24 protein-coding genes are annotated in these 23,241 nt (G+C 44.2%); 7 read left to right on the top strand and 17 right to left on the bottom strand.

The features are described from left to right. Positions 1 to 67: 67 nt before the first annotated feature. Positions 68 to 1,252, bottom strand: a complete 1,185-nt coding sequence (gene spoIIP, locus HED67_RS08075) for a stage II sporulation protein P (RefSeq protein WP_221718018.1) — start codon at positions 1,250 to 1,252, stop codon at positions 68 to 70. Positions 1,253 to 1,341: 89 nt separating this feature from the next. Next, entirely contained in the window at positions 1,342 to 2,313 is a 972-nt protein-coding gene (gpr, locus tag HED67_RS08070) for a GPR endopeptidase (protein WP_330656566.1), read from the bottom strand. A gap of 195 nt (positions 2,314 to 2,508) precedes the next feature. On the opposite strand from gpr, the gene rpsT reads away from it, so the two are divergent. Then, positions 2,509 to 2,772, top strand: a complete 264-nt coding sequence (gene rpsT / locus HED67_RS08065) for a 30S ribosomal protein S20 (RefSeq protein WP_178441425.1) — start codon at positions 2,509 to 2,511, stop codon at positions 2,770 to 2,772. Positions 2,773 to 2,914: 142 nt separating this feature from the next. Here rpsT and holA read toward each other — a convergent pair whose 3' ends face one another. The 8 genes from holA to hydE all read right to left on the bottom strand — a co-directional run bounded on the left by holA (position 2,915) and on the right by hydE (position 11,793). After that, positions 2,915 to 3,898 carry a DNA polymerase III subunit delta gene (gene holA / locus HED67_RS08060; protein ID WP_178441426.1) on the bottom strand — a complete coding sequence of 328 codons (984 nt, stop codon included), beginning with the start codon at positions 3,896 to 3,898 and terminating at the stop codon, positions 2,915 to 2,917. Between the two features lie 48 nt (positions 3,899 to 3,946). Next, positions 3,947 to 6,316, bottom strand: coding sequence for a DNA internalization-related competence protein ComEC/Rec2 (locus HED67_RS08055; RefSeq protein ID WP_221718017.1), 2,370 nt, complete (start codon positions 6,314 to 6,316; stop codon positions 3,947 to 3,949). 17 nt (positions 6,317 to 6,333) lie between these two features. Next, positions 6,334 to 7,296 (bottom strand): GerMN domain-containing protein, encoded by a 963-nt coding sequence (locus HED67_RS08050; RefSeq protein WP_221718016.1) that lies wholly within the window; start codon positions 7,294 to 7,296, stop codon positions 6,334 to 6,336. 11 nt (positions 7,297 to 7,307) lie between these two features. Further along, entirely contained in the window at positions 7,308 to 8,711 is a 1,404-nt protein-coding gene (locus HED67_RS08045) for a sensor histidine kinase (protein WP_221718015.1), read from the bottom strand. Positions 8,712 to 8,739: 28 nt separating this feature from the next. Beyond that, positions 8,740 to 9,429, bottom strand: coding sequence for a response regulator transcription factor (locus tag HED67_RS08040; protein WP_178441429.1), 690 nt, complete (start codon positions 9,427 to 9,429; stop codon positions 8,740 to 8,742). Between the two features lie 10 nt (positions 9,430 to 9,439). After that, on the bottom strand, positions 9,440 to 10,063 hold the full coding sequence (locus tag HED67_RS08035; protein ID WP_221718014.1) for a helix-hairpin-helix domain-containing protein: 624 nt from the start codon (positions 10,061 to 10,063) through the stop codon (positions 9,440 to 9,442). A gap of 138 nt (positions 10,064 to 10,201) precedes the next feature. Then, positions 10,202 to 10,633: a DMT family transporter gene (locus HED67_RS08030; protein WP_221718064.1), complete on the bottom strand. Its 432-nt coding sequence runs from the start codon at positions 10,631 to 10,633 to the stop codon at positions 10,202 to 10,204. Positions 10,634 to 10,728: 95 nt separating this feature from the next. Beyond that, the gene (gene hydE, locus HED67_RS08025) at positions 10,729 to 11,793 is read right to left on the bottom strand and encodes a [FeFe] hydrogenase H-cluster radical SAM maturase HydE (RefSeq protein WP_221718013.1); all 1,065 of its coding nucleotides are present in this window, start codon (positions 11,791 to 11,793) and stop codon (positions 10,729 to 10,731) included. Between the two features lie 230 nt (positions 11,794 to 12,023). Between hydE and HED67_RS08020 the strand changes: the two genes are divergently transcribed. Then, on the top strand, positions 12,024 to 13,187 hold the full coding sequence (locus HED67_RS08020) for a M20 family metallopeptidase (RefSeq protein WP_221718012.1): 1,164 nt from the start codon (positions 12,024 to 12,026) through the stop codon (positions 13,185 to 13,187). 113 nt (positions 13,188 to 13,300) lie between these two features. On the opposite strand, the gene HED67_RS08015 is transcribed toward HED67_RS08020, so the two are convergent. From HED67_RS08015 to HED67_RS07990, 6 genes are all read right to left on the bottom strand, one after another. After that, positions 13,301 to 13,522 (bottom strand): hypothetical protein, encoded by a 222-nt coding sequence (locus tag HED67_RS08015; protein WP_221718011.1) that lies wholly within the window; start codon positions 13,520 to 13,522, stop codon positions 13,301 to 13,303. A 30-nt stretch (positions 13,523 to 13,552) separates the two neighbouring features. After that, positions 13,553 to 13,813 (bottom strand): sporulation transcriptional regulator SpoIIID, encoded by a 261-nt coding sequence (spoIIID, locus tag HED67_RS08010; protein WP_178441415.1) that lies wholly within the window; start codon positions 13,811 to 13,813, stop codon positions 13,553 to 13,555. A gap of 278 nt (positions 13,814 to 14,091) precedes the next feature. Further along, the gene (locus HED67_RS08005) at positions 14,092 to 14,865 is read right to left on the bottom strand and encodes an exodeoxyribonuclease III (RefSeq protein ID WP_246612157.1); all 774 of its coding nucleotides are present in this window, start codon (positions 14,863 to 14,865) and stop codon (positions 14,092 to 14,094) included. A gap of 74 nt (positions 14,866 to 14,939) precedes the next feature. Further along, positions 14,940 to 15,632 (bottom strand): DUF4230 domain-containing protein, encoded by a 693-nt coding sequence (locus HED67_RS08000; RefSeq protein ID WP_221718009.1) that lies wholly within the window; start codon positions 15,630 to 15,632, stop codon positions 14,940 to 14,942. Positions 15,633 to 15,768: 136 nt separating this feature from the next. Continuing rightward, positions 15,769 to 16,233 (bottom strand): MerR family transcriptional regulator, encoded by a 465-nt coding sequence (locus HED67_RS07995; RefSeq protein ID WP_221718008.1) that lies wholly within the window; start codon positions 16,231 to 16,233, stop codon positions 15,769 to 15,771. A 292-nt stretch (positions 16,234 to 16,525) separates the two neighbouring features. Next, complete coding sequence (locus tag HED67_RS07990) at positions 16,526 to 18,232, bottom strand: AAA family ATPase (protein WP_221718007.1); 1,707 nt, start codon at positions 18,230 to 18,232, stop codon at positions 16,526 to 16,528. Positions 18,233 to 18,538: 306 nt separating this feature from the next. Here HED67_RS07990 and HED67_RS07985 point away from each other — a divergent pair, with 306 nt between their 5' ends. After that, positions 18,539 to 18,730, top strand: coding sequence for a DUF6219 family protein (locus tag HED67_RS07985; protein ID WP_178441420.1), 192 nt, complete (start codon positions 18,539 to 18,541; stop codon positions 18,728 to 18,730). Between the two features lie 168 nt (positions 18,731 to 18,898). Here the strand turns inward: HED67_RS07985 and HED67_RS07980 are convergent, their stop codons facing one another. Further along, positions 18,899 to 19,039 carry a hypothetical protein gene (locus HED67_RS07980; protein ID WP_178441421.1) on the bottom strand — a complete coding sequence of 47 codons (141 nt, stop codon included), beginning with the start codon at positions 19,037 to 19,039 and terminating at the stop codon, positions 18,899 to 18,901. A gap of 281 nt (positions 19,040 to 19,320) precedes the next feature. Between HED67_RS07980 and HED67_RS07975 the strand changes: the two genes are divergently transcribed. From HED67_RS07975 to HED67_RS07960, 4 genes are all read left to right on the top strand, one after another. Beyond that, complete coding sequence (locus HED67_RS07975) at positions 19,321 to 19,593, top strand: hypothetical protein (RefSeq protein WP_221718006.1); 273 nt, start codon at positions 19,321 to 19,323, stop codon at positions 19,591 to 19,593. 44 nt (positions 19,594 to 19,637) lie between these two features. Continuing rightward, positions 19,638 to 21,110 (top strand): Y-family DNA polymerase, encoded by a 1,473-nt coding sequence (locus HED67_RS07970; RefSeq protein WP_221718005.1) that lies wholly within the window; start codon positions 19,638 to 19,640, stop codon positions 21,108 to 21,110. A gap of 11 nt (positions 21,111 to 21,121) precedes the next feature. After that, on the top strand, positions 21,122 to 21,574 hold the full coding sequence (locus HED67_RS07965) for a YolD-like family protein (RefSeq protein WP_221718004.1): 453 nt from the start codon (positions 21,122 to 21,124) through the stop codon (positions 21,572 to 21,574). Positions 21,575 to 21,748: 174 nt separating this feature from the next. After that, a complete protein-coding gene (locus tag HED67_RS07960; protein WP_221718003.1) occupies positions 21,749 to 23,128 on the top strand; it encodes an AbiJ-related protein in 1,380 nt (459 codons plus the stop codon). Positions 23,129 to 23,241 lie beyond the last annotated feature (113 nt).

Genomic DNA, 23,241 nt, shown 5'->3' with positions numbered 1-23,241 from the left:
CAGCCAAAAATGTACAACAGGTTATTTTCCCGAAAGCGGCAGCATTGTTTTTCTGAAGCTGCCTGTACTATTTTCCCGAAAGTACCGCATACAGGATATCTGCCAGCGGTTCCATGGCATTTTTTGCCTCTGCAACAGTATTGTTCTGGGCTCCCACCTCCACTAACAGGGAACGAGGCTTAAAATGTAGATTATATCGATAGGCCCTCAGATAAATATGCCGCACAAGTTCCGGGAAATAGGCTTTTGCTTTCAACTGCAGTTGGAGACTGAAGGCCAGATTGTCCGAGAGATTCGGATTTTGTGCAAAATTATTCTCATTGCCCTCCGAATTTCTGCACATGCCATTCAAAAACATGATCTGTGCGGTCTCTTTTCCATTGATTTCCGTCGCCAGATGAACATGATCCGGCACACCGTCTCTATGTAAATCAATCGTCACTTCTATGGAAGGATTTTCTTCCAGAATGTTCCGGACTGCCACTGCCGCCTGGGAATACGCCATATTCCGGTCCTCCTTGCCATCCTGCATATCATAAACAGACAGATCATGATAAACCGCCACATGATATTTTTCTTCCAATACTTTTTTTAATTGTTCACCCACACCCACAACGGTATCCGAAGTATTGCCCGCTTCACTGTCTGCATACCCCTCCTGTGAATGCGTATGATAGATCAGTATTTTCGGTGCTTCCCCCTGCAGATCAATCGTCATATCTTTTTCTAACAAATCGCCGCCATTGATCAAGGTGCTGTCTGCCGATGTTGTGGGATCCACTGTATAAAAATGTTCCAGCAAAAAGTCCGGATCCATCAGTGCTTTTTCAGAATATATTTCCCCTGTCGGCACCCCGGCAAGGGTTTCCACATATTCAGTGCCTGTCTCACTTTCTGCCGTATTTGTTTTACTCTCCGCCTCTGCCGCCCTGACAGCTTCTGAGTTCTCCCCGGCCATATCCTCCAAAAGTGCCGCTGAATTTTCTTCCGCAACTGCTTCAAGATCTTCCGGTGACGGCACATATTCTGACCGGATCAGTTTGTGCGTTCTCCGCATATGATAAGCCGCCGCCGGATTTGCCTGATCAACAGCTGTCTGAAACATTCTGTATGAAATTCTTTTTCCCATCTCATGCCAATCCCATTGTACATTTCCTCCCAAACCCGACAGCTGTAAAATAATATCAGCTGCCAGTAATCCGATCATGATCCAGGCGCCCATACGTATGAATCCTGTCCTCTTTCTTTTCATATCTTAATACCCGCCCCCTTACTGCCAGCCGGTCACCTGCGTTGTCCACTTCTATACAGTATATTCACCTTCGAATAAATTAGACTCTGTCAAATCTGATGACACAGAGAATTCAACGCTTCCGATATGGTATAACTGATCCGTCTGACAGCTTCGTCAATATCCTTCGGCGTTACAAACAGGTTTGTCATCTGTGGTTCCATCAGTTCCCGCATCAGCATATAGTTTTCTTCATGTGTAAACTGTTCTGTCACCTTCACCGCTTTTTTCAGCATTTCATTCTGATTCAGGACACCCATCAGAGATTCCATCGTATCCGCCACAATCGTTGCCGCATCGATCACTGTCGGCATTCCGATGGCTATAACTGGAATGCCCAGTGTTTTTTGCGTCAGTTCATAACGTTTATTGCCAATCCCCGCACCGGGATGAATACCGGTATCTGTCAGCTGAATCGTGGTCACCAGTCTGCGGATACTTCTGGCTGCCAAAGCATCCACAGCGATCAGCACATCCGGTTGGATCTCCCTCACCAGACCATGCAGGATTTCAGCTGTTTCCATACCGGTTTGCGACATAACCCCCGGAATAACCGCACAGACATTTCCCATATCTTTCACAACCGCCGAATCCCTGCCATACTTTTCAATTAAATGCCGTGTAATAAAAAGATGCTCCACCACAAGGGGTCCCAGAGCATCCGGTGTGATCTCACGATTACCAATGCCCGCCACAAGCACTTTTTTGTCTTTGAAATCCGGTAGCAGTTTTTGCAGCTGACGCATCAACACCTCTGTTGCCGCCTGATGATAATCATCATCTCTATCCGGCAAATGCACCGCCTCAACCGTAATATACCGTCCCATCGGTTTACCGATCACCTTCTCCCCCTCCTCATCCACAATCTTCACATCCATCACCTTGATGCGGTGCTCCGACTCAACCCCCTCATCAAACTCAACCCCCGGCAGCTGCCGGCCATCATGCTCACTGCTGTTGTAAAAGCGCTCCGCATACTCAATCACAAGATCACTGCGCATACTCTCATTCATAAAATCCATACTATTCTCCTATCTGATGCCATATCTCATCATAACTGTCCCGTATACTACTAATTTTTTACACATTTTTGGTTTTTATGCTTGACAAATCTTGTTTTCTCCTATATCATATAGAGGTATGTTTACATTAGACGTCCGTGTCCGGGTTAATGCATAACACATCTATAAAATGATTATCGTTTGGAGGTGTACGAATTGGCTAATATCAAATCTGCAAAGAAGAGAGTCCTTGTTAATCAGACAAAGGCTTTAAGAAACAAAATGATTAAATCAGGTGTTAAGACAGCTGTTAAGAAAGTAGATGCTGCTATCGCTGCTGGTGATAAGGAAGCTGCTAAGGCTGCTTTATTAAGCGCAACAAGCATCATCGACAAGGCAACATCCAAGGGTGTTTACCACAAGAACACTTCTTCCAGAAAGATCGGAAGAATGACAGTTGCTGTTAATAAGATGAACTAATATCTGTAAAGATAAACGCAAGAGAAGTGTACAAACCCTCAGTACACTTCTTTTTTCATATTCAGGTCCAAAAGTCCCCTGCCACCAGATTCCTTCATTTTCAGGATATCCGATGTCAGGGGACTTATTCCTTAGCAGCATATTATGCTCTGCTGTATTTTTGTATCATCATCTCCACCGCAAGACGGTCTGTAATCCTTCCGGTCTTCACTGCTTCTTCCAGTTCCGTACCATCTTCCACCGCCTGTCTGAGTGCCGACAGTTCAAAATGTCTTCCCAGGGAAATATTCCGTTTGACAATAAAGTCACGAATGGCTGTCTTTTCAGCAATAGCCGATGCCGGATAGCCCTGAACAGCAAGATCCCGAATCTCATACAATGTATTAAACTGTTTGATGATCAAATAGAGAATGCGCATCGGCGGCTCCTTCAAAGTCACCAGATCATCGTATAACTGCATTGCCTGCCTCTGGTTCTTCTCGGCCACAGCCCGGATCATGTCAAAAATCTTGTTCTCCACAAATACACAGCAAACTGCATCCACATCTGCCTTCTCGATCACCTGACGCTGTCCAACATAACAGATCAGCTTCTCCATCTCCTGCCGCATGCCATTCATATCATGCTCCACAATCTGAAGAAAGTACTGCAGTGTCTGTTCCTGAATGAGTTTATTCTCCTTTTTCACCATACCGGCCAGCCACAAAATCAGCTGTTTGTCCCCCGGCATGGTCAGATTTGCCGCATATCCCGCAGCCGAAACCGCCTTAAAAAGCTTATTGCGCTTATCGACTTCTGATTCCACAAATAAAATGCAGGTTGTTTCCGGAATCTGTTTCATATACTCTGTCAGCGTATCATGTCCGGATGCCACAAAAAATCCGCTGTTTTCTACAATGATCAATCTGTAGTCACTGAAAAAAGGAACCGTGTCAGCCAGAGCTGTCAATTCCTTTTCATCGATTCCCTTTCCTTCAAAACAAGAAAGGTTCATGGTATCGCCATCGCTGATCATTGCCTGCTTCAGACGATCCCTGTACTGATTGCGCAGATACGCTTCATCGCCATATAATAAATAAACATTCTTAAATGTTTTCTTCTTTAAATGTTCGTTTAAAGTCTTCATAAAAGCCTCCATTTGTCAACTGCTATGAGTGTATCACATTCTTCCGCCTTATTTCAACCATGTCTTAAGAAGAAACCTTCCTTTTTTATATGGCATAATGACTGCTCCCGCATCCATGGTTATCACAATCTGCATATGTGCCGCACTTAGACGTTCCAGAGTTTCCGGTGCCGGATGCCCGTAACGATTTCCTTTCCCACAAGAAATCACTGCCAGTTTCGCATCTGTATTTTTCAAAAACACCTCACTGCTGGAATATTTTGAACCATGATGGGCTACTTTCAGCACATCTGTCCCTTTCAATTTTCCTGGTTCCACTTCATTTTCCACTTCGCCGGTGAGATCCCCGGTCAGAAGAAAAGCCGTTTCACCAGCCTTTATCCGAAGCACCATGGACTGATCATTGATATTATCTGTTTTCACTTCTTTCCCCGGATAAAGGCATTCAAAATTCCAATCTCCGCTTTCCCAGCAGCTGCCCTGACTGACATAGATAACATCCGCACCATTTTCTGTGGCAAGAGCAGCCAGTTCCCGGCTTGTCTCGTCTGTCTTTGAAATTTCTGTCATCACCAGATGACGGATCTTTTTTGCCAGAAGCAATTCGCGGATCCCGGAAATATGATCCGCATCACTGTGGGTGATACAGGCATAATCAACATCTTCCTCTCCATAATAGTTCAAAAAAGGCAGAATTCTGTATTTCCCCACCTCATTGACATTGGAACTGCCGCCATCGACCAACCATGTAGTGCCATTTGTCGTTCTTAGGAATATCCCATCCCCCTGTCCCACATCTATAAAAGCGATCATCGGAGAAAGTTTTCTGTATGGTATAAAAATAAACAGACACATTACAATCAGCAGCAGCCGTCCCTTTTCAGCAATTTCTCCCCTTGTAAAACGTATCCACCATTTATGCTCCGGCAATGACATCAATACAAACCCGATCAGTATCCCATAATAGATGAAAATCCAGGAAACCGGCGGCACACCTGTCCGCCAGACAGCCAAAGGGAACCGAAGCATTTTTTCACAGAGCATTCTATTCATCTGTAAAATGAAGTGGATGCTGCCGCCTCCAAAGGCTGCTGCTGCATTCGAAAACAGACTTAGCGCACCGGATAAAAGTGCCATAGGTACAAAGATATCCATCAGTGGCAGAACAACCAGATTAAGAAAAAAACTGATCAGAGGTATTGTGCCGTAGCTGCCGGCCGTTAACGGAATGGTTCCGATGGTAACAGCTGCAGACGGTCCGATATAACGGATCGCTTTTTCAATCATCTCTCTCCTGCTCATTCTGATCCCCATAGATTTTCTCAAATGCTGCCTTTTATAATTATCCTCCTTGGCAAACTGCCATGGGATACACCGCTCCATGGCAGGCCAAAGCACGCCGATGGACAATACTGCCGCGAAGGAAAACCACACCCCGGACTGCATCAGCGTGAGCGGCTGCGTAACAAAAAGGATCAGTGCAGCCAGACTGATGGCTGATAGAAAATCATAGGAACGTCCGAGATAGACCGCCCCCATCCGGACAATAAACATAATCACTGCCCGCTCTGTGGATGCCCCAAAGCCTGTCAGCAAACCGTAGCTCAGTACAATAAATGCCGACAAGCAGGCACTGCCCTTCAATCCTGCACCTGTTTTCTTCAGTAGTGAAAAAATACCCATACCGATAATAGAAATATGCAGACCGGAAATAGCCAGGATATGCACGATTCCGGCCTGTACATACAACTGCTCCGTCTCCTCATCCATTTCTGACTTATCACCCACCAAAACAGCTTTCACAACCCCCGCATCCTTCTCATCCAGAAACAAACTGTAGCGTTCTGACCAGAAAACCCGCAATTTCTGAAGCAGCCGCCTGTAGGAATGTCCCTTACTCACCACCTCCATCTGATCCGGCCGCATCAGATAGCTGATACCTTTGCCATAATAATAAGATCTCGGATCAAATTGCCCCGGATTCGATGCTCTCTCCGGTTTCTGCAAAATACCTCTGACCTCGATGCCATCTCCAACCTGTACGGCTTCCCGGTCCTTATCCGCATAAACAAGCACTCTTGTTTTGATATCGTCAATCTCAACATTCGATAAAGTCACTGCATAACTTTTTTCTTTTTCTTCACATTGCCAAACAATCCCTCTCAGAACAGCATACTGATTTTCACTTGTATCATCTCTGATCTCCTGCATTGAATGACTGAATATGACAAATCCCGACACGAAAAAAACAGGCAGAAACCAGAACAGCCACATTCCTGTCCATGACTGTCTGACCCTGCCTGTTATCCACATGCAAAAAGCAATTCCTGCTATTCCATAAAAAATATTCTGACCGTCGGCTGCCCATGCAGCCCCCAGCGTATATGCGACCCCAACCCAAACAAGAGGTCTTGGCATATCTCTAATTCTCCCATCTACTGTACTATCAGATCCGGTTTGGCCGTCATCTCATTCATCAGAACAACACCATCCGGCTCTTCTTCTATCAGTTTGCCATCTACAGTTATTCTGACCCGCTCAACATCTTTCAGCTCTGTCAGTGAGTTGACAATACCATACACATTCAAACGAAAATTCTGACCGTCTATTTTGTTCAGAAATTCCTTGCTGAAATCTACACTGCATAAACTGCCGCTCACACTGATACTCTTCAGCTGTGTATCCTTTGATACAACAGATCTGTATTTTTCGGAAGGATATCCCTGCATCAGTGTTCTGACAACAACCTCTGCCTGTGATTCAGAACTCGGATATCGAATCGTCTGATAAGTTCTCACCAGCCCGCTGCCATCTGAAGAGACGTAATAAAGACAGAATCTTGCCTCATCAAGATCCCCCTGACTTCCGCCGACTTCAGAAACATAATCCGAATTCTTCATACGCAGCACATTGCCGGCATCATCCGTCAGCCAACCGCCGTCAATACTGAAAGAAACATAATCGATAATGCCGCCGAACTGTGTCATCGTCTCAACAATTGCCGTCCGCACCAGCATCTCTGTTGCCTTCGGCATCTGAGCGTATTCCTTTGAGAAAAACAGAGATAAGGTTCTGCTGTCTTTGTCATAATTATATTGCTGCACCTTCACTGATGAATTGAAGACTTCTTTGTAATTCTTATCGTCCGGTGTCTTGGAAAGTGCCTCCATACACTCACTGATAATACCATCTTCCGTTGTGGAACTGAGCTGGTACGCAAAGGCCTTAATCCTCGTCTCATCGTTGTTGATATAATAAATATTGTAGCCTGTTCCCGTGTCTGCATCATCTTTGCCAGTCTGATCGGCCGACAAATGATGCATATTCTGACATCCTCCGCTGATCAGCATGACCATCACCAGCAGGAGTACCGCCATCCGGCGTTTTATTTTCCTCATTTCATCTCTCCTTACTGCTTGATATAGGTCAGCGGTATTCTGACAGAGAAAGTTGTTCCCTCGTCCACCTTGCTGGCTACCTTGATGGCACCATGATGCATCTGGATAATGTTCTTGGTAATGGACAGTCCCAGACCTGTTCCGCCGGTTTCTCTCGATCTGGCTTTATCAACTCTGTAGAAGCGTTCAAATATCTTATCCTGGTATTCCTCCGGGATACCAATACCTGAATCATCCACCGTCACATAGAAAAACTTGTGATCCGCATCAAGGGTCACCTGAACCCAACCGCCTGCCACATTGTACTTGATAGCATTCTCCACCAGATTAGACAAAGCCAGCGTCAGCTTCACTTCATCGCATTCTGCTGTCACCGGTCTGTAGCTTTCAAGAACCAGCTCAATATTCCGCTTAGAGGCAATCGGTTTCAGACGCTTCAGAATTGATTCAAGCAGATCATTGATGTTCACCGAAGCAATATTCAGATCCGCCTCCGTCTTATCCATCTTCACCAGCGACAACAGATCGTTAATGATCGTGTTCTCACGGTCAATTTCTTCCCCAATATCCTGCATGAACTCACGATAAAGCTCCACCGGAGCATCCGGCTGCATGTTCAGGGAATCCGCGAGTACCTTCATGGAAGTCAGCGGTGTCTTCAATTCATGGGAGACATTGGATACAAACTCCTGCCGCGAACTCTCCAGTTCCTGTAAACGATTCAGCATGGTATTAAATGCTTCGGATATCTGTTCAACTTCCGAAAAACCCGTCAAATTCACTTTCTCATCAAAAAAGCCATCTGAAATCCTGTTAATAGAATTTGCCATATCTTTAAATGGCTTCGTAAAGCTTCTGGCCATTACAAGGGACATAAAAATAAGAACAAGGCCGATGCCGATGACAACAAATGTCACTGTCTTCGTAATGGTGTCGCAGGTCTCCGTGAGATCTTTGCAGGAAACATAGAAAAGAATCATTCCCCTGATCTCACCCTTGTCATCCTCATTGCCATCTCTGATGACATAGGTCAGCCACACTTCATCCGACGCCTTGTCATAATAAGACTGTTCATTGTTCTGAAGTGCATTCACTACCTGTTCCGACACCAGTTTCTTCCCTGTCAGCATGCCATAGGTATCCATCCGGACATCAAAATCATCATTGGTCACTATGATGCGTCCGTCATAAAGACCTGAAAACTGCTCAATCTCTCCATCGATCACATCCGAATCTCCACCCTCCAGATAATCCGTCTGAAGCATCTCCTCCGCGATCAATGCGCCGTAATTACGCACAAGATCAATTCGATTCGTCCGGATGTGATCCATCATATACTTAATGTAAAAACTCTGTAAAAACAGAATCGGAATGATCGCCAGGGCGATCATTGCAAACAGGAGCTTGACATGCATGCTCCTGAAAATTATTCTGAACTTTTTCTTACTTCTGGAAGAAATAACCAACACCCCATTTTGTATGTATATATTTTGGCTCGCTCGGGCTGGCCTCAATCTTCTCTCTCAGTCTTCTGACATGGACATCCACCGTCCGGACATCCCCCGGATAGTCATAGCCCCATACCAGATTCAGAAGATTCTCCCTGTTGAAAACCTTATTCGGATTCGTGATCAGAAGCTCAAGAAGGTCAAATTCCTTGGCCGTCAGATTCACTTCACGCTCACCGATAAAGACTCTTCTGCTGTCCAGATCAATACGCATATCACCCGAAACAATTGTACGCTCTGCAGGCTGTTCCTGCTTTCTCCCCTTTGTACGGCGGATAATCGCTTTAATACGTGCTTTGATCTCCAAAATATTAAATGGTTTTGTTACATAATCATCCGCACCGTATTCAAGGCCAAGGATCTTGTCCATATCGTCGCCTTTGGCCGTCAGCATAATGATCGGTACATCCGACTTCTCCCTGATCATCTGACACACTTCAAAGCCATTTAATTCAGGAAGCATCACATCCAACAGAATAATGTCATAATCATTCTGCATGGCCAGTTCATAGGCTTCCTTTCCATCATAAGCAGCCGTTACTTCCATCCCATCCTGTTCCAGACTGAATTTGATGCCCTTGACAATCAGTTTCTCATCATCTACAACCAAAACCTTATTCGCCATATCTCACACCTCAATTTACACAAATCAGCGACTGGATCTGTCCGAAAACTCCCTCTTTAATTCCCGGAACATTCCTCAGATCTTCTATAGAAGAAAAATTGCCATTGGCTTCACGGTAGGCTACAATGGCATTGGCCTTCGCCTGACCGATTCCCGGCAGTGTCTGAAGCTGCTCCGCAGTCGCTGTATTAATATTCACAAGTCCATTGGACGTTTTATCTTCTGTATACTGTGCCGAAAGGACAGTCTCTCCCTCTGCCGGAACATAAATCCTCTGTCCGTCTGCCAGCGGATCCGCCAGATTCAACTGCTGCAGATCTGCATCCTCCAGTGCACCGCCGGCCGCCTTAATAGCCTCATAAAGCCTTGTACCGGCTGCCAAAGCATAGACATCCGGCTTTTCGACATGCCCGCAAATATAAACATATATCGTCTCCGGTTCTGTACTCACACTTTCCGTCTCTTTTGTATCCTCTCCCGATACCATACTGGAAGATTCATTCTCTGATTCTGTCTCCTCCGCTGTCTCCCACTGAACATCCGATGCCTTTCTTCCATCATAGAAAAAAAGAACACCTGCTGCAATCACAAAGGCCACCGTCAACATCATCTTAAGATTCTTCAGTTTACGCATATCTCTCCTTCCCCGGAGAGAACAGATATACAAAAGTCACACTTTTAATTGTACAAAATAACCTGTGGGATTACAAGCGTTTTACGACTTTATTTTGATTTTATTTTCGTACCTCCTGCTGCCCCTGCCTGTAAAACTTTATTTCCACTTCACAATGATAATACCGATGATCGACAATCCAAGTCCCAAAAACTTTGACCACTGAAATTCTGTCTTTTCTACCCCAAAAAGGCCAAAAAGTTCAATAAGATACGCCACCGCTATCTGGGAAACAACAATCAGCTGTACCGCTCTGGCCGGGCCCAACCGGTTCATACTGACGATCACCGTGAGGGTGATAAATGCACCGATCACACCGCCAAGAAGCATATATTTCGGACTGACATCCATCAAAGCCGTCACACTGCTCCTGTCTCTGATGAGCCAGGCTGCAATACAGACGGTCAGTGCAGACAGCTGTACCCAGCCTGTACTGACCCACAGACTGGTCTGCTTCGTCACTTCGGTATTCATAACACCCTGAATGCTCATTAAAGCTCCGGATATCAACGCTACAATCCATCCAACCATATCAACAACCGCCTTTTCCTGTTTATAACTGACGATAAGTCCCTGCACATCTTTCATGTGTATCGACTCACTCCTGTTGATATAGTATAGAACATTCAGCCTTTTTTATGTATGCTTTGCTTTATACTTTTGTTAAAATCTCCCCGGTCCACAACAAGATGATAGCCCACAGATGCCATACGATTCTCCATACAGCCTCTGCACTCCGCCGCCTCATCCCCGGTACAGATCTTATTGTCATACAGTTCATACTGTTTGCGGTTGGCCACCGGCGAAAGATTAGGCATCACCACATTGCATCCCGCCAGCATTCCCTGTTCACGCCCAGTGGCCTTAATCGTACCGAGTGCCGTTGTCGCAGGCAAAAGCACATTCGGAAACATTACTCTGAGAACTGAAAGCAGGAAAATCGTCAGATCATAGCTGCCCTTTTCTTCATTGGCAAATGGTGTCTCATGATGGGGCAGAAACGGCCCGATGCCGATCATCTCAGGCTGCAGTTCCTGCAGAAAAATCAAATCCTCTGCCAGACATTCAAATGTCTGACCGGGGGCACCCACCATAAAACCGGCACCCACCTGATACCCCAGCTCTTTGAGGGTATAAAGGCATGCCTTGCGGTTGGCAAGAGACATCTCCTCCGGATGCAGTTTGCGGTAATGGGCCTCATTGGCGGTCTCATGACGGAGCAGATATCTGTCTGCACCGGCTTCCTTTAATCGTTGATAGCTTTCACGTGAACGCTCACCGATGGACAAAGTAATAGCACACTCAGGATAGGCTGCTCTTATACTCCGGACAATATCCTCCATCCTGTCATCATTAAACCAAGGATCCTCGCCGCCCTGAAGTACAAAGGTCCTGTAGCCGAGACGATAACCGCCCTCACAGCAGGATAAAATCTCATCCTTCGTCAGCCTGTACCGCTCCAAATGATGATTATCCCGTCTAATGCCGCAATAATAACAATTATTCTTACAATAATTTGTAAACTCAATCAATCCGCGGATATAAACATCATGCCCGTAATACTTTTCCCGAAGACGCACCGCCTCTTTACGAAGTATTTCCCGATCCTCTGCACTGGTATTTGACAGCAATTCCACAAACTCTTCTTTGGACAAAATTCTATTTTGGATTAATTTTTCAACTAACTTCATATCTAAAACCCCGTTTAATTTCAAAATTCGCTTTTCCTACAAGTATACCATGAAAAGGGCGAAATAACCAGACGAGGGACATGTATACATAAAGGATATGAACATTTCAATCTTTTCTTGAAGTTTGTAAAACTATCCAGGCATCTGCCAGATTGACAAAACCTCCATATTGACTATTAAGTAAACAAGGGTATACTGATTTTTGTAGAAATAAACAGGGAGGATTTACAATGTCACTTTTAACGTCTGCTGTCTCTATGACAAAAGCTATGGTCCGGATTGACAGTACCGACCCGGGTACTTATGAAAAAGCCATGGCTGACTGGATCGAACAGCAATTATCTGATTTACCTAATGTTATCATTACCAGAAAGGAGGTCCTGCCGGGCCGTCCGAATCTGATGGCAGAGATTTCAGGACCCGGGGAGCTTCCGGCTCTGGTTATGATCTGCCATATGGATACCGTCGTCATCGGGGATGGATGGACCATGCCGCCTTTTGAAGCCATTGAAAAGGACGGCAGGATCTATGGCCGCGGTGCCTGCGATATGAAATCCGGTCTGGCCTGCTGCCTGTCCGCTTTTATCATGGCTGCCAGAACACTCCAGACTTCTGGCCAGACTCCAAAAAGGAGCCTCAAACTCATCTGTTCCATAGATGAGGAAGACTTTATGCGCGGTTCAGAAGCCTGCATAAGGTCAGGCTGGATCACTTCCAAAGACTGGGTCATTGATGCAGAACCGACAAATGGCCAGATCCAGATGGCACATAAAGGCCGTACGTGGTATGAAATTGATGTGGAAGGCCATACGGCCCACGCCAGCACACCATGGAAAGGTGCCGATGCTATCGCTGCTATGGCAGAAATTATCAGCACGCTTCGTCAGAACATCCTTGACGCCCCTTCCCATCCGGATATGGGGATTTCAACCGTCACATTCGGTCAGATCACCGGCGGCTATCGTCCTTATGTTGTACCGGATCACTGCAAACTGTGGATCGATATGCGTCTCGTGCCACCTTTAAGCACCGCCAAAACAACGAAATTCGTACAAAGTGCGATCCGACTGGCAGAGGAAAAGGTGACCGGTGTCAAAGCTTCTTACACCATCACCGGTGACCGTCCGCCCATCGAAATGAACCCGGACTCTCCGCTTCTGGCGGAACTAAAAAAAGCCTGCCATCATGTGACAGGCCTGCAGCCGGAAGTCAGCTGCTTTACCGGTTATACAGATACTGCTGTCATCGCAGGACAACTTCATAATCGAAACTGTATGTCCTACGGCCCGGGCTGCCTTGAAGCCGCCCATCAGCCGGACGAATGGGTAGTGATCGATGATATTCTCCGCTGTGAGAAGGTTTATCATCAGCTCATCGCTTCTAATATACTGTAAAATATTGTATAAAAATGAAAGAACGAGATGAAACATGCCTTGTCGGTTTGGTTTCATCTCGTTTTCTCATCATGCGTCTGTTTATTTGGTTCTATTTTGCCGACCTGACGCCGCTATTTGGGATACCAGGCAGTCAGACAGCCTTTCTCATCAAAAGTTACCAGACTGCCTTCATCCAGATGGCGGTCATAAAGCATCTGATCCGACGCCCTGACGATATGTCTCTCGCCATTCTCATCCTCCAGCCAGACACTGTCCATGGCCTCTTCTCCATCCGGTCTGCCTTCGCAGCCATAATCTGCCTCATCAATTCGAACAATTTTATAACGTTTCATTTGTATCACCTCTTGATGTCTAAACTTATATTATCCATACATATGCTGATGCATATATTTTTCTTTTGTGGCCAGTCCGCCCCTTATGTGCCGTTCCGCCTTATTGACATCCAGCACTTTTCTGGTTTCTGATGCCAGAGACGGATTAATCTCTTCCAATCGCTCCGTAACGTCCTTATGTACTGTTGACTTCGATATGCCAAACTGCCTGGCCGTCTGCCGCACCGTTGACTTTGTTTCAATTATGTAACAGGCCAGCTCCACTGCACGCTCCTCGATATAATCTTTCACGGAAATCCTCCGAAGAAGCTGTTTTTACAGTGTATGTCTATTCGAAGGACAAAAGACCATTGATTAGAAGTTCGGTGATTTTTAATCCAAAAGGTATTGACACTTTTAAGATAACCCTTTAGAATATCATCAAGAAACGAAGTTTACTACCGTGTAGCAATATTATTGTTCAGACGGGCTGCTCGTTTCTTTTTTTGTTCTTATCAAATCATAATAAATACAGTTTTCCTTAAGTCCACTACTATGGCCAGAAATTATCAATTACTTTTGAAAATCTATTACTTCATCTCCAGCTCAACAGGACAATGATCAGAACCAAATATCTCCTGATGAATAGATGCCGATACCAGGCGGTCTTTCAATGCCTCTGACACGATAAAATAATCAATGCGCCATCCGGCATTGTTCTTACGTGCATTAAAACGATAAGACCACCAGGAATACTCTCCTGTTTTATCCGGATAAAAATATCTGAAAGTATCGATAAATCCCGCGGAAAGCAGCTCTGTCATCTTGGCACGTTCCTCATCCGAAAAGCCGGCATTCTTTCGGTTCGTCTTTGGATTCTTAAGGTCAATTTCTTCATGTGCAACATTCAGATCACCGCAAAGCACAACCGGTTTCCTCTGCTCAAGCTTCTTCAGATAAGCTCTGACAGCATCTTCCCACTCCATCCGATACGGAAGTCTCGCCAGTCCTTCCTTTGAATTCGGCGTATAAACATTCACAAGATAAAACGACTCATATTCCAAAGTAATCATACGGCCTTCTGTATCATGTTTCTCAATATCCATACCGTAAGTCACATTCAAAGGCTTAATACGGGTAAATACAGCTGTTCCGGAATAGCCTTTCCTTTCCGCATAATTCCAGTACTGCTCATATCCCGGCAGATCAAGTTCAATCTGTCCCGCCTGCAGCTTCGTCTCCTGAAGGCAGAAAATATCCGCATCCAGTTCATTAAAAATATCCGCAAAGCCTTTGCCCACAACCGCGCGAAGGCCATTCACATTCCATGAAATTAACTTCACTTTTGTCTCCTCCTCATCCATCAGTTTTCATTTCACGTCCATTTTATTGTAGTATGTTTTTGGAGGATTGACAAGCCGCCTCTTTTATTCCATCTTTACTTCCATTCAATTTGCACGTCATAATCAGATAACATTCCAGAAATCACCGTTTCTGCATTTTCCCTGGCAATATCCAAAATACCCTTTTCGATCGCTTGGGCTTCCATTTTATCTTTCAAATCCTTTTGTGCATCGTTCAGGTCTTCAACAGTAATCGGATTAAAAATGTTATTTGATTCATCCAGTTTTTCAAATGAATCATTATCAATTTCTATCCCTGTGATCTCTACATCAGGTAATTTGATGATAATCGTATCTTCATCCTGTGATACATCGGCCTTCGTCAAATCCTTGATTCCGGCTTTGACAATGCCGTCGTATTGCACGATAAAACTTTTTTCAGTGAATGGAATCTTCCAGTCTTTAAATGTTTTAGAATCTGCTTTCGTGATCACATCCGTACACAAATAACTTCCGGTATTCAATTCTGCCGCTACTTCAAGTTTCTCTTTTACGACATCGACACTGCTCACAGTTTCATGTCCGACCCCACCAAAAATATTGCCCACGAAATGCTTATAGGCCAAATATCCTCCGCCTGCTATCAGTGCAATAATGATGATTAAAGATAAAATTTTTACAGTTACTCCTTTTAAAACATCCTTCATTTTCATTTCCTCTCTTGTGCTAGTGGTAGTTTCTAATACTACGCCGTTTTCTTTTTTCGATAATTCAATTATAAAATACATCAAGAACCAAATACATCCTACATTCCGTGGATTATGTATTGCTATTCCCCTATCTTTGTGAAACCATTAGAAACTTATCTGCCATATTTCTCACACCATCCATTGCTTTCAAACATTATATCTTCATCCTATATATCTACGATAGCTCCACTTTCCGACTCTTTTCATTTTCTTCTTCCATATGTAATTGACTTAAATCCTCATGGATTCTCTTGATTCTTTTAATTTGTTCAAGATAATTCTGATGATTTTTCTTATCACATGGCAAAGCTTCAATCATCCCGCAATCCTCAATATACTGAACCCATTTCCTTTGCACCTCCAAATTCTGAATTTCTCCCTCAATCACCTTCATTCGTTGTTCAAGGTAGAGGTTTCTTTCCTTCTTCGGCACTGCAAAAATCTCTTTAATTTCCCGCAATTGAAAGCCCATTTCCTTGTACCACAGGATTTCCCAGAGCTTCTTCATATCATTTTCATCATACAAACGATAATTTTCTTTCGAGCGTTTTGCCCTAAGCAAACCTTCATCATCATAGTACTGCAATGCCCGCTTGCTTATACCGGACAATTTACTGACTTCTTCTATTCTTTTCAACACGTTCTTTTCCTCTCCGTAATTTTGAGCATACGCTATAACGCTTACGTGACAGCAAGCCCTTTTACGGAACTCCTTCCTTTTGTATTTCATATAAGAACGTGTAAATTTTGCGATTTGCTATTTTTCAAGCCAGCAGAAAACGCCTGATTCTTGGCAACGCATTTTGAAGGCCGAAAACAAAAACACTCAAAATATTCTTCTTGCCGTATTCGTCTGATATTGATATTCCGAGCATACAAAAAAGGCCGGTTTCCCGACCTTTTATATTAGATAGCAAGCAGACCAGTCAGCATTATGCTTCCTTCATTTTCTCGACCACTACTTTACATCTCTTTTTGTAAAAAGCGATGCCGTAAAACATCATATCATAGCGGCCATCATTTTTCAGGTACTCAAAATACCTTCGATCTCTGATTTGTTTGATTGCTCTTTCACAGGCTTTATCTAACCCTGATGCTTCCTTTGAATACTTAAGTTCAAAGATAATACCATCATCCGGATTTTGCGGTTCAATGATAATATCCGCGAATCCTTCGCCGGCTTCCACATTTGACTTAACCACCCAATCTGTGTTTCCTGTCAGCATTCCTGCTAGGAAAGTGTGATAGGAGTTTTCCTTTTCAGGTGCCTTTGTATCAAAAACACTGATTGTATTACTTAGTGTCCGATTTAAATACTGTTCTATCTCTTCTGCGTTTCCATCCTCAACAGCTTTCCAAAAAGAGGTCATCTGCTCCGCATTATCTGCAATTTTCTGTTTAAACCATTCCTGTATCTGTGAAATGTAAACGGTTCTGACCTCTTTATTGGGAATGACCAGTTTATAGGCTCCTTGTTCTGTCATACCAACCTGTGTCAAATATCCAGTTGTAAACAAAACACTCCAAATGTTATCTATACTCTTATCAATCTCATCGTATGTCAAATCAAGCCGAAGAGACTTTTCAATTGGTTCACCTGCAATCAAGCGTTCAATTTCGTTCTGCGTTGTTCTATTAACTATGGAAACGAATCGTTTAACCAAAGCATTACCACTGCTATTTATCCAATAACATTTTGGTTCAGCTTCCGGTGTATCGCAAAGATCGTCCACCCGATTGATCACATCCCAAGGACAGTAAATATCGGCATCTCCGAAACGATATCCATCGTACCATTCCTTCATCGATGCCAGATGCGTTTCCAACTGGTAATCTTTCAGCATTTTTTCGACTTCATCTTCTGTAAAACCAAACTGTTCATCAAAACGTAAATCCGTTATAGAAAAAATCTTAAAATTGTTCAGACCTGTAAAAATGCTTTCTTTCGAGACACGCAGACAACCGGTCAGAACCGCAAACTGCAAAAATTCGTTTGTTTTAAGAGCTTCTCCAAACAGCGAACGAATCATCACTATCATTTCTCTATAGTAATCGTTTTGATACGCCTTATCCAGGGGCACATCATATTCATCAATAAGGATGATTACCTTCTGCCCATAATGACGGTACAACAGCTCCGACAATGTCTGAAGTGCTGACTCCAGCGTATCTTCGTCCATTACGTATTTTCCGTCCTGCATTCGGATAAGTGCACCATATCTTTGTTTTTCATTATCGGTTAACTTGTCACTGTTTTTCAAAAAGTTGAATCGCTCTGCCTCAAGTGCAATATATTTCAATAATTTGTTTTTTGCTCTTTCAAAGGTCAATCCATCCACACCTTTAAGGGTAAGCGACACAACCGGGAACTTTCCCATATATTCCTCACAAAGATCACTTCTTTGCGAGATGTGAAGTCCCTCAAATAAAGTCTTATCCGTTCCAGTTTCAAAAAAATAACGGAGCATACTCATATTTAAGGTCTTCCCAAAACGGCGAGGCCTTGTAAAAAGATTTACCTTTCCCCAGCTGTCAAGAAGCTGTTCGATTAGTCCTGTCTTATCAATGTAGTAAAAATCCTTTCGGCGAATTTCTCGAAAATCTTCGATTCCAACCGGAAGTTTCAGCTTATCTGCCATATCTCTTCACTCCTTTCTGGAGCTATTCCTCAAATATGAGAATACAACTCGCCTATTGTACTTTGATTTTACCATCTGGTATGATAAATAGCAAGTTGATACCGTAGATGGATCGTATTCAGCACAGAGCATCTTGTGAATTCTGGATGCCAGGTGGATGACCACCTCCTTTGGGGCATGAGAAAAGCCCATCTGCACAGAACAGACAGACGAAAAACAATTTGAAATTTACAATTCTGTCGTTGCTAAGAGGCCGAAAAAGAGCTATACTTAAATTGAGAAATTATGCTCAAAGGAGGACATCAAATGAAAGCACATAAATATTGGTCACTCGGCGCACTTGCCTGTATGGCAGGATGCTTCTACACAGGCTGCAAGAAGCTGATGCAGGCACACAAGTATTTTGCTTGCGGCTCCCTGGTCTGCATGGGCATGGCAATCTACTCCGGTCATAAGATTGCACCGAAGAAGAAAGCTGAAAAGCCTGAAAAAAAATAAGAACAAAAAAGAAGCCCACCAGCGGGCCTTGTAGGGATCTACACGGTACGCCAGTGGGCTAGATATGTTTTATACTGCCTCTGCTGGAATTTGGTTCTGCTGTCATCGCAATGTTGTATTTTTCGCTAAGAACTTTTTTCTTCTCATGCGGAACATTCCATTCTTTTTTCACTGGCTTTTCAGACACCAATAAGCATCCTCGATAAAACTCATAAACTCCGCGCTGGCACTCTCGATCAGGCATCTTCCATCCACGGCTTTCAACTTTTCCATAACCATTTCTGCCAGTGCATCCCCACGCTCTCTCATCGTTACCGCCGCAATCGTGCCCCTACCATAATAAAAAAGAACAGAAGTTTATTTTCCTATTGACTTCTACAACTTCTTATTGTATCATAAGAACACAAGTTCGTGAACTGTTGTTCTTAGTATATAGGAACAGTCGTTCCTTGTCAAGTAGGCTTTACAAAAAATTGCTGTTTCTCACCGGCAACTTTCCCTTTCGGCCAAAAACAGCAAAATATCCCACATGGAGGCATTCCATGAAGAATTGCTCTAAATGTTACGATTAAACATGGAGGTGACTGCTTATGACAAAAGAACGAGTCTATGTAAAGGTATCCTCCGACTTTGATTCTACAGGCTATATGCAGCCGACATCGATCACCTGGTCGGATGGACGTACCTTCCCAATCGAAACAGTGCGGGACTTCCGCCCCGCCGGGACTGCTGACAACGGTTATTCCGGTGACTGTTTCACTGTGCTCATCCAGGGGCAGGAAAAGCACCTGTTCTTTGAGCACCTCGATCCACGCTTCAACGGACGGTTAGGCCGATGGTTCGTCGAGAGAGCCGAACATTAACAGCATTATTATGAGAACGCAGTTAGAAAGGAGGAAATTGCAGGATGCAACTCACCTATCTTGCCATAGATCTTAAAAGCTATTACGCGAGTGCAGAATGTGCCGCTCGACACCTCGACCCGCTTACTACAAATCTGGTCGTGGCAGATTCCTCCCGCACTGAGAAAACTATCTGTCTCGCTGTGTCTCCTTCCCTGAAATCATATGGCATTCCGAGTCGCGCCAGACTGTTCGAGGTCGTGCAGAAGGTCAAAGAGGTCAATGCGAATCGGTTAAGGGAAGCGATACGACTAAGAAAAGCTGTGTATAAGGACGGTAAACCATCCTTTTCCTCTGCCTCCTACAATTCCTTATCCCTTGCCGCCGACCCGTCACTCGAACTCTCTTACCTTGTTGCACCGCCTCGGATGGCATACTATGAAAAGGTGTCACGGCAGATTTACGGCATCTATCTGAAATACATTGCACCAGAGGACATTGTCGTTTACAGTATCGACGAGGTGTTCATCGATGCCACCTCGTACTTATCCCACTACAACATGACCGCACACGACCTTGCCATGACAATGATACGGGAAGTGCTGTATACGACTGGCATCACCGCCACCGCCGGGATCGGTACGAATCTATATCTGGCGAAGCTGGCAATGGACATCACTGCCAAACACGCTGCGCCTGACAAGGACGGAGTCCGCATCGCTGAGCTGGATGAAGAGAGCTTCCGCTATCTCCTCTGGGACCACAAGCCGCTCACAGACTTCTGGATGACTGGTCCCGGCACCGTCAAGCGGCTAGAAAAGCACGGCATCCATACGATGGGCGAGCTGGCCTATTTCAGTACCGTCAATCAGGATATCTTATATAAGGAATTCGGTGTTGATGCTGAACTGCTGATTGACCATGCCTGGGGGCTGGAACCCTGCGGTATGAAAGAAATCAAAGCCTACAAGCCCAACACTAACAGCATCTCCGAGGGACAGGTGCTCTCCTGCCCTTACCCATATGACAAAGCCAGAATCATTGTCATGGAGATGGCTGACAGCCTGGTATTACAATTAACGGACAAAGGACTGGTAACGGATAGCCTGACACTGGATGTGGGCTATGACCGGGAAAACTGCGACAGCGGCAAATACAAAGGTTCGGTACACATCGACCACTACGGCCGCACCGTTCCGAAGGGTGCTCACGGCAGCACGAAGCTGGATAATCCGACCAACCTCGGCAGTATCCTGATCTCTGCCACAACTGAGCTGTTCGAGAGAATAGCTGATAAAACACTGACCGTGAGACGGATCACAATCGCCGCCAACCGTGTGGTCAAAGACGAGGGATTCTTCCAAGTCGACCTATTCACGGACACAACTAAGCTGGAAAAAGAGAAAAAGCTGCAGAATGCGATGCTGGGACTCAAGAAGAAATTCGGCAAGAACGCCGTACTAAAAGGAACCAACTATCTGGACGGAGCCACGATGAGGGAAAGAAACAAGACTATTGGCGGTCATAAAGCCGAGTAGGGAGGGAGAACATGGATTACAAGAACACACCGGAAGGCAGATCCGTCCAAAGTAAGTATGGCCAAATACTCCATGCCTCCCGCCCGGAGCCGCCACATAATCATCCCCGTATGCCGATATCCAATCGAGCTAAAATCTTCTCTCCGTTTGCCGCCTTGCGAGGCTATGAGGATGAGATTGCTTCTGAAGGCAGAGATCATCTCAAAGGAAACAGAATCGAGCTGTCTGAAGAAGGCAAGGAAGTGCTGAGCCAAAAGATCAGCCAGCTTCGGAAGGGACAAGAAATCACAATAAAATATTTCACGGACGGCTACTATGAGAATGCGACCGGAGTACTGGATGCTGTGGATGTGATAAACAAAGAACTACGAATTAACACAGGATTTATAAATGATACCGGCAAAGAGCTGCCGACCATTATTGCATTTGAAGACATATTAGAGATTGGGGTGAATATGACTTGAACTACTACTTTTGCGACGCCTGCCGCTACTGCTTCTCTGCTGAGAAACTACCTGACCGCTGCCCAGACTGCGGAGCACAAATATATAAAGAGAATCCAGCGGTACGCCTAGCAAGTAAAACGGAAATAGCAGAATTGCTTAGAACACGGAAAGAAGAGATAAGAGGGAAAGCTTATGAATAATATTTCTGAAATTACTCGCCAAGACATTTTGGATATTATCAAAGATGGTTTCATTGTTCATCTGGATGAGCCAACCTATGACAACAATGCTGGCAATTACATAACGGAATATCCTGTTAAAATTCCTTATTACGGACGCATAGATGAGATTTCATTTTTGTCAAGAATTTATGACTTAGAAAAAATGCCTTCTAAAGATAGTAGATACAGAAATGCACTCGGAGATATTAGTTGCCATCTTCGGTTTGGTGACTATGACGATGATTGTTGGTTTTTCTCTGATGATCGCTTCAATCTACGACATGGTGATGGCGATGAACCTCTATTGAAATTCTTGTGTGAAATGTTGCACCCCGCGGTACGAAATGAAAAATCAGATTGGAAACGGTATCTTGATAAGTTCAATGAATTACTCCGAACTGATGGGTACGAATTATATCCAGCGCAACATATTTCTGGGAGAGATGTATATAGGGCAAGAAATTATATAGAACCTACTCAACCCTGTTTCCCTGATAGTCTTTTTACCGAGCGCTACAAGAAGCTGATAGTATATGGTCAGGGACAGCCTATTGATAATATTAGCGGTTCTGTAGACTTAAACGCCAAAAAACACATTTGCAAAATCATGTTAGAATTTAGGGAGCCTATGCGCTACCAACCTAATCGTTATGATAGCTGGACAGAAAATACCGATGCTTTAGAACAAGCTGTCCGACGCTTAAATGAACACCTTGAAATTCCCGTGGTGGATCTCCGTGCTTTGAATATTTCCCCATGTTCTGATTATGAAATTTTAGTCGCACATTTTACACCATTCCTATTTGATATAATTGAACTTCAATATGATGAGTTATCCTCCCGAGAAAAAACCGCTTTTCAAGCAGAAATCAATACATCGTTACAAAGCGATAATGTGTCATTTAAGCTCAATGATAGCGGGCTTATAGAACAGTTGGCCGTGCATGAGGTACTAACTTCTGACATTATTGCTTTGAGTGCACAAATTCAAGAGCCGGGATTGAGAGAACTATTTGACCTTGCCATTGAAAAACATATGCAGCCTAACCTTCAATCGCACAAAGATGCGGTTGAAAAACTATGGGATGTATTAGAACGACTAAAGACATACTATGCAGATTTAGACAAAAGGCAATCCGCAGACAAAATAATTGAAGATATGGCCTGCGGTCAAGATGCCTATAAGACATTGTTTTCTGCTGAGTTTAAGGAATTGACTACTATCGGTAACAATTTTCGCATTAGACATCACGAAACAAACAAAATCGACATTGTTGATATACGACACTATGACTATTTTTTTAACCGCTGTCTGGCGCTGATTGCATTGGCACTTCAATATCTACAGTAATATAATTGACTGTGCTATATAAAACGCCGCCTATTGTGAAGTGAACCCCTTTTGTTAGACAAAAATGTAAGTCTAATGAAAGGGGTTATTTCTATGTCTGGAAGAAAAATGTA

It is taken from the genome of Pseudocoprococcus catus, assembly GCF_019734885.1.
GTDB classification, from domain to species: Bacteria; Bacillota; Clostridia; order Lachnospirales; family Lachnospiraceae; genus Coprococcus_A; species Coprococcus_A catus.
This window is presented reverse-complemented; position numbering and strand designations above follow the sequence as displayed.

Bases quoted from the DNA above. Each gene is read 5' to 3' on its own strand.
- HED67_RS08015 (WP_221718011.1), bottom strand. From the start codon at position 13,522: ATGAAACGTTATAAAATTGTTCGAATTGATGAGGCAGATTATGGCTGC.
- HED67_RS07985 (WP_178441420.1), top strand. From the start codon at position 18,539: ATGAAAGCACATAAATATTGGTCACTCGGCGCACTTGCCTGTATGGCA.
- holA (WP_178441426.1), bottom strand. From the start codon at position 3,898: ATGAAGACTTTAAACGAACATTTAAAGAAGAAAACATTTAAGAATGTT.
- HED67_RS07970 (WP_221718005.1), top strand. From the start codon at position 19,638: ATGCAACTCACCTATCTTGCCATAGATCTTAAAAGCTATTACGCGAGT.
- HED67_RS07990 (WP_221718007.1), bottom strand. From the start codon at position 18,232: ATGGCAGATAAGCTGAAACTTCCGGTTGGAATCGAAGATTTTCGAGAA.
- HED67_RS08020 (WP_221718012.1), top strand. From the start codon at position 12,024: ATGTCACTTTTAACGTCTGCTGTCTCTATGACAAAAGCTATGGTCCGG.
- HED67_RS07965 (WP_221718004.1), top strand. From the start codon at position 21,122: ATGGATTACAAGAACACACCGGAAGGCAGATCCGTCCAAAGTAAGTAT.
- HED67_RS08030 (WP_221718064.1), bottom strand. From the start codon at position 10,633: ATGGTTGGATGGATTGTAGCGTTGATATCCGGAGCTTTAATGAGCATT.
- HED67_RS07980 (WP_178441421.1), bottom strand. From the start codon at position 19,039: ATGAGAGAGCGTGGGGATGCACTGGCAGAAATGGTTATGGAAAAGTTG.
- HED67_RS07975 (WP_221718006.1), top strand. From the start codon at position 19,321: ATGACAAAAGAACGAGTCTATGTAAAGGTATCCTCCGACTTTGATTCT.
- hydE (WP_221718013.1), bottom strand. From the start codon at position 11,793: ATGAAGTTAGTTGAAAAATTAATCCAAAATAGAATTTTGTCCAAAGAA.
- HED67_RS08055 (WP_221718017.1), bottom strand. From the start codon at position 6,316: ATGCCAAGACCTCTTGTTTGGGTTGGGGTCGCATATACGCTGGGGGCT.
- HED67_RS07960 (WP_221718003.1), top strand. From the start codon at position 21,749: ATGAATAATATTTCTGAAATTACTCGCCAAGACATTTTGGATATTATC.
- HED67_RS08050 (WP_221718016.1), bottom strand. From the start codon at position 7,296: ATGAGGAAAATAAAACGCCGGATGGCGGTACTCCTGCTGGTGATGGTC.
- HED67_RS08035 (WP_221718014.1), bottom strand. From the start codon at position 10,063: ATGCGTAAACTGAAGAATCTTAAGATGATGTTGACGGTGGCCTTTGTG.
- spoIIP (WP_221718018.1), bottom strand. From the start codon at position 1,252: ATGAAAAGAAAGAGGACAGGATTCATACGTATGGGCGCCTGGATCATG.
- HED67_RS08040 (WP_178441429.1), bottom strand. From the start codon at position 9,429: ATGGCGAATAAGGTTTTGGTTGTAGATGATGAGAAACTGATTGTCAAG.
- HED67_RS08005 (WP_246612157.1), bottom strand. From the start codon at position 14,865: ATGGATGAGGAGGAGACAAAAGTGAAGTTAATTTCATGGAATGTGAAT.
- gpr (WP_330656566.1), bottom strand. From the start codon at position 2,313: ATGGATTTTATGAATGAGAGTATGCGCAGTGATCTTGTGATTGAGTAT.
- HED67_RS08000 (WP_221718009.1), bottom strand. From the start codon at position 15,632: ATGTATTTTATAATTGAATTATCGAAAAAAGAAAACGGCGTAGTATTA.
- HED67_RS08045 (WP_221718015.1), bottom strand. From the start codon at position 8,711: ATGCATGTCAAGCTCCTGTTTGCAATGATCGCCCTGGCGATCATTCCG.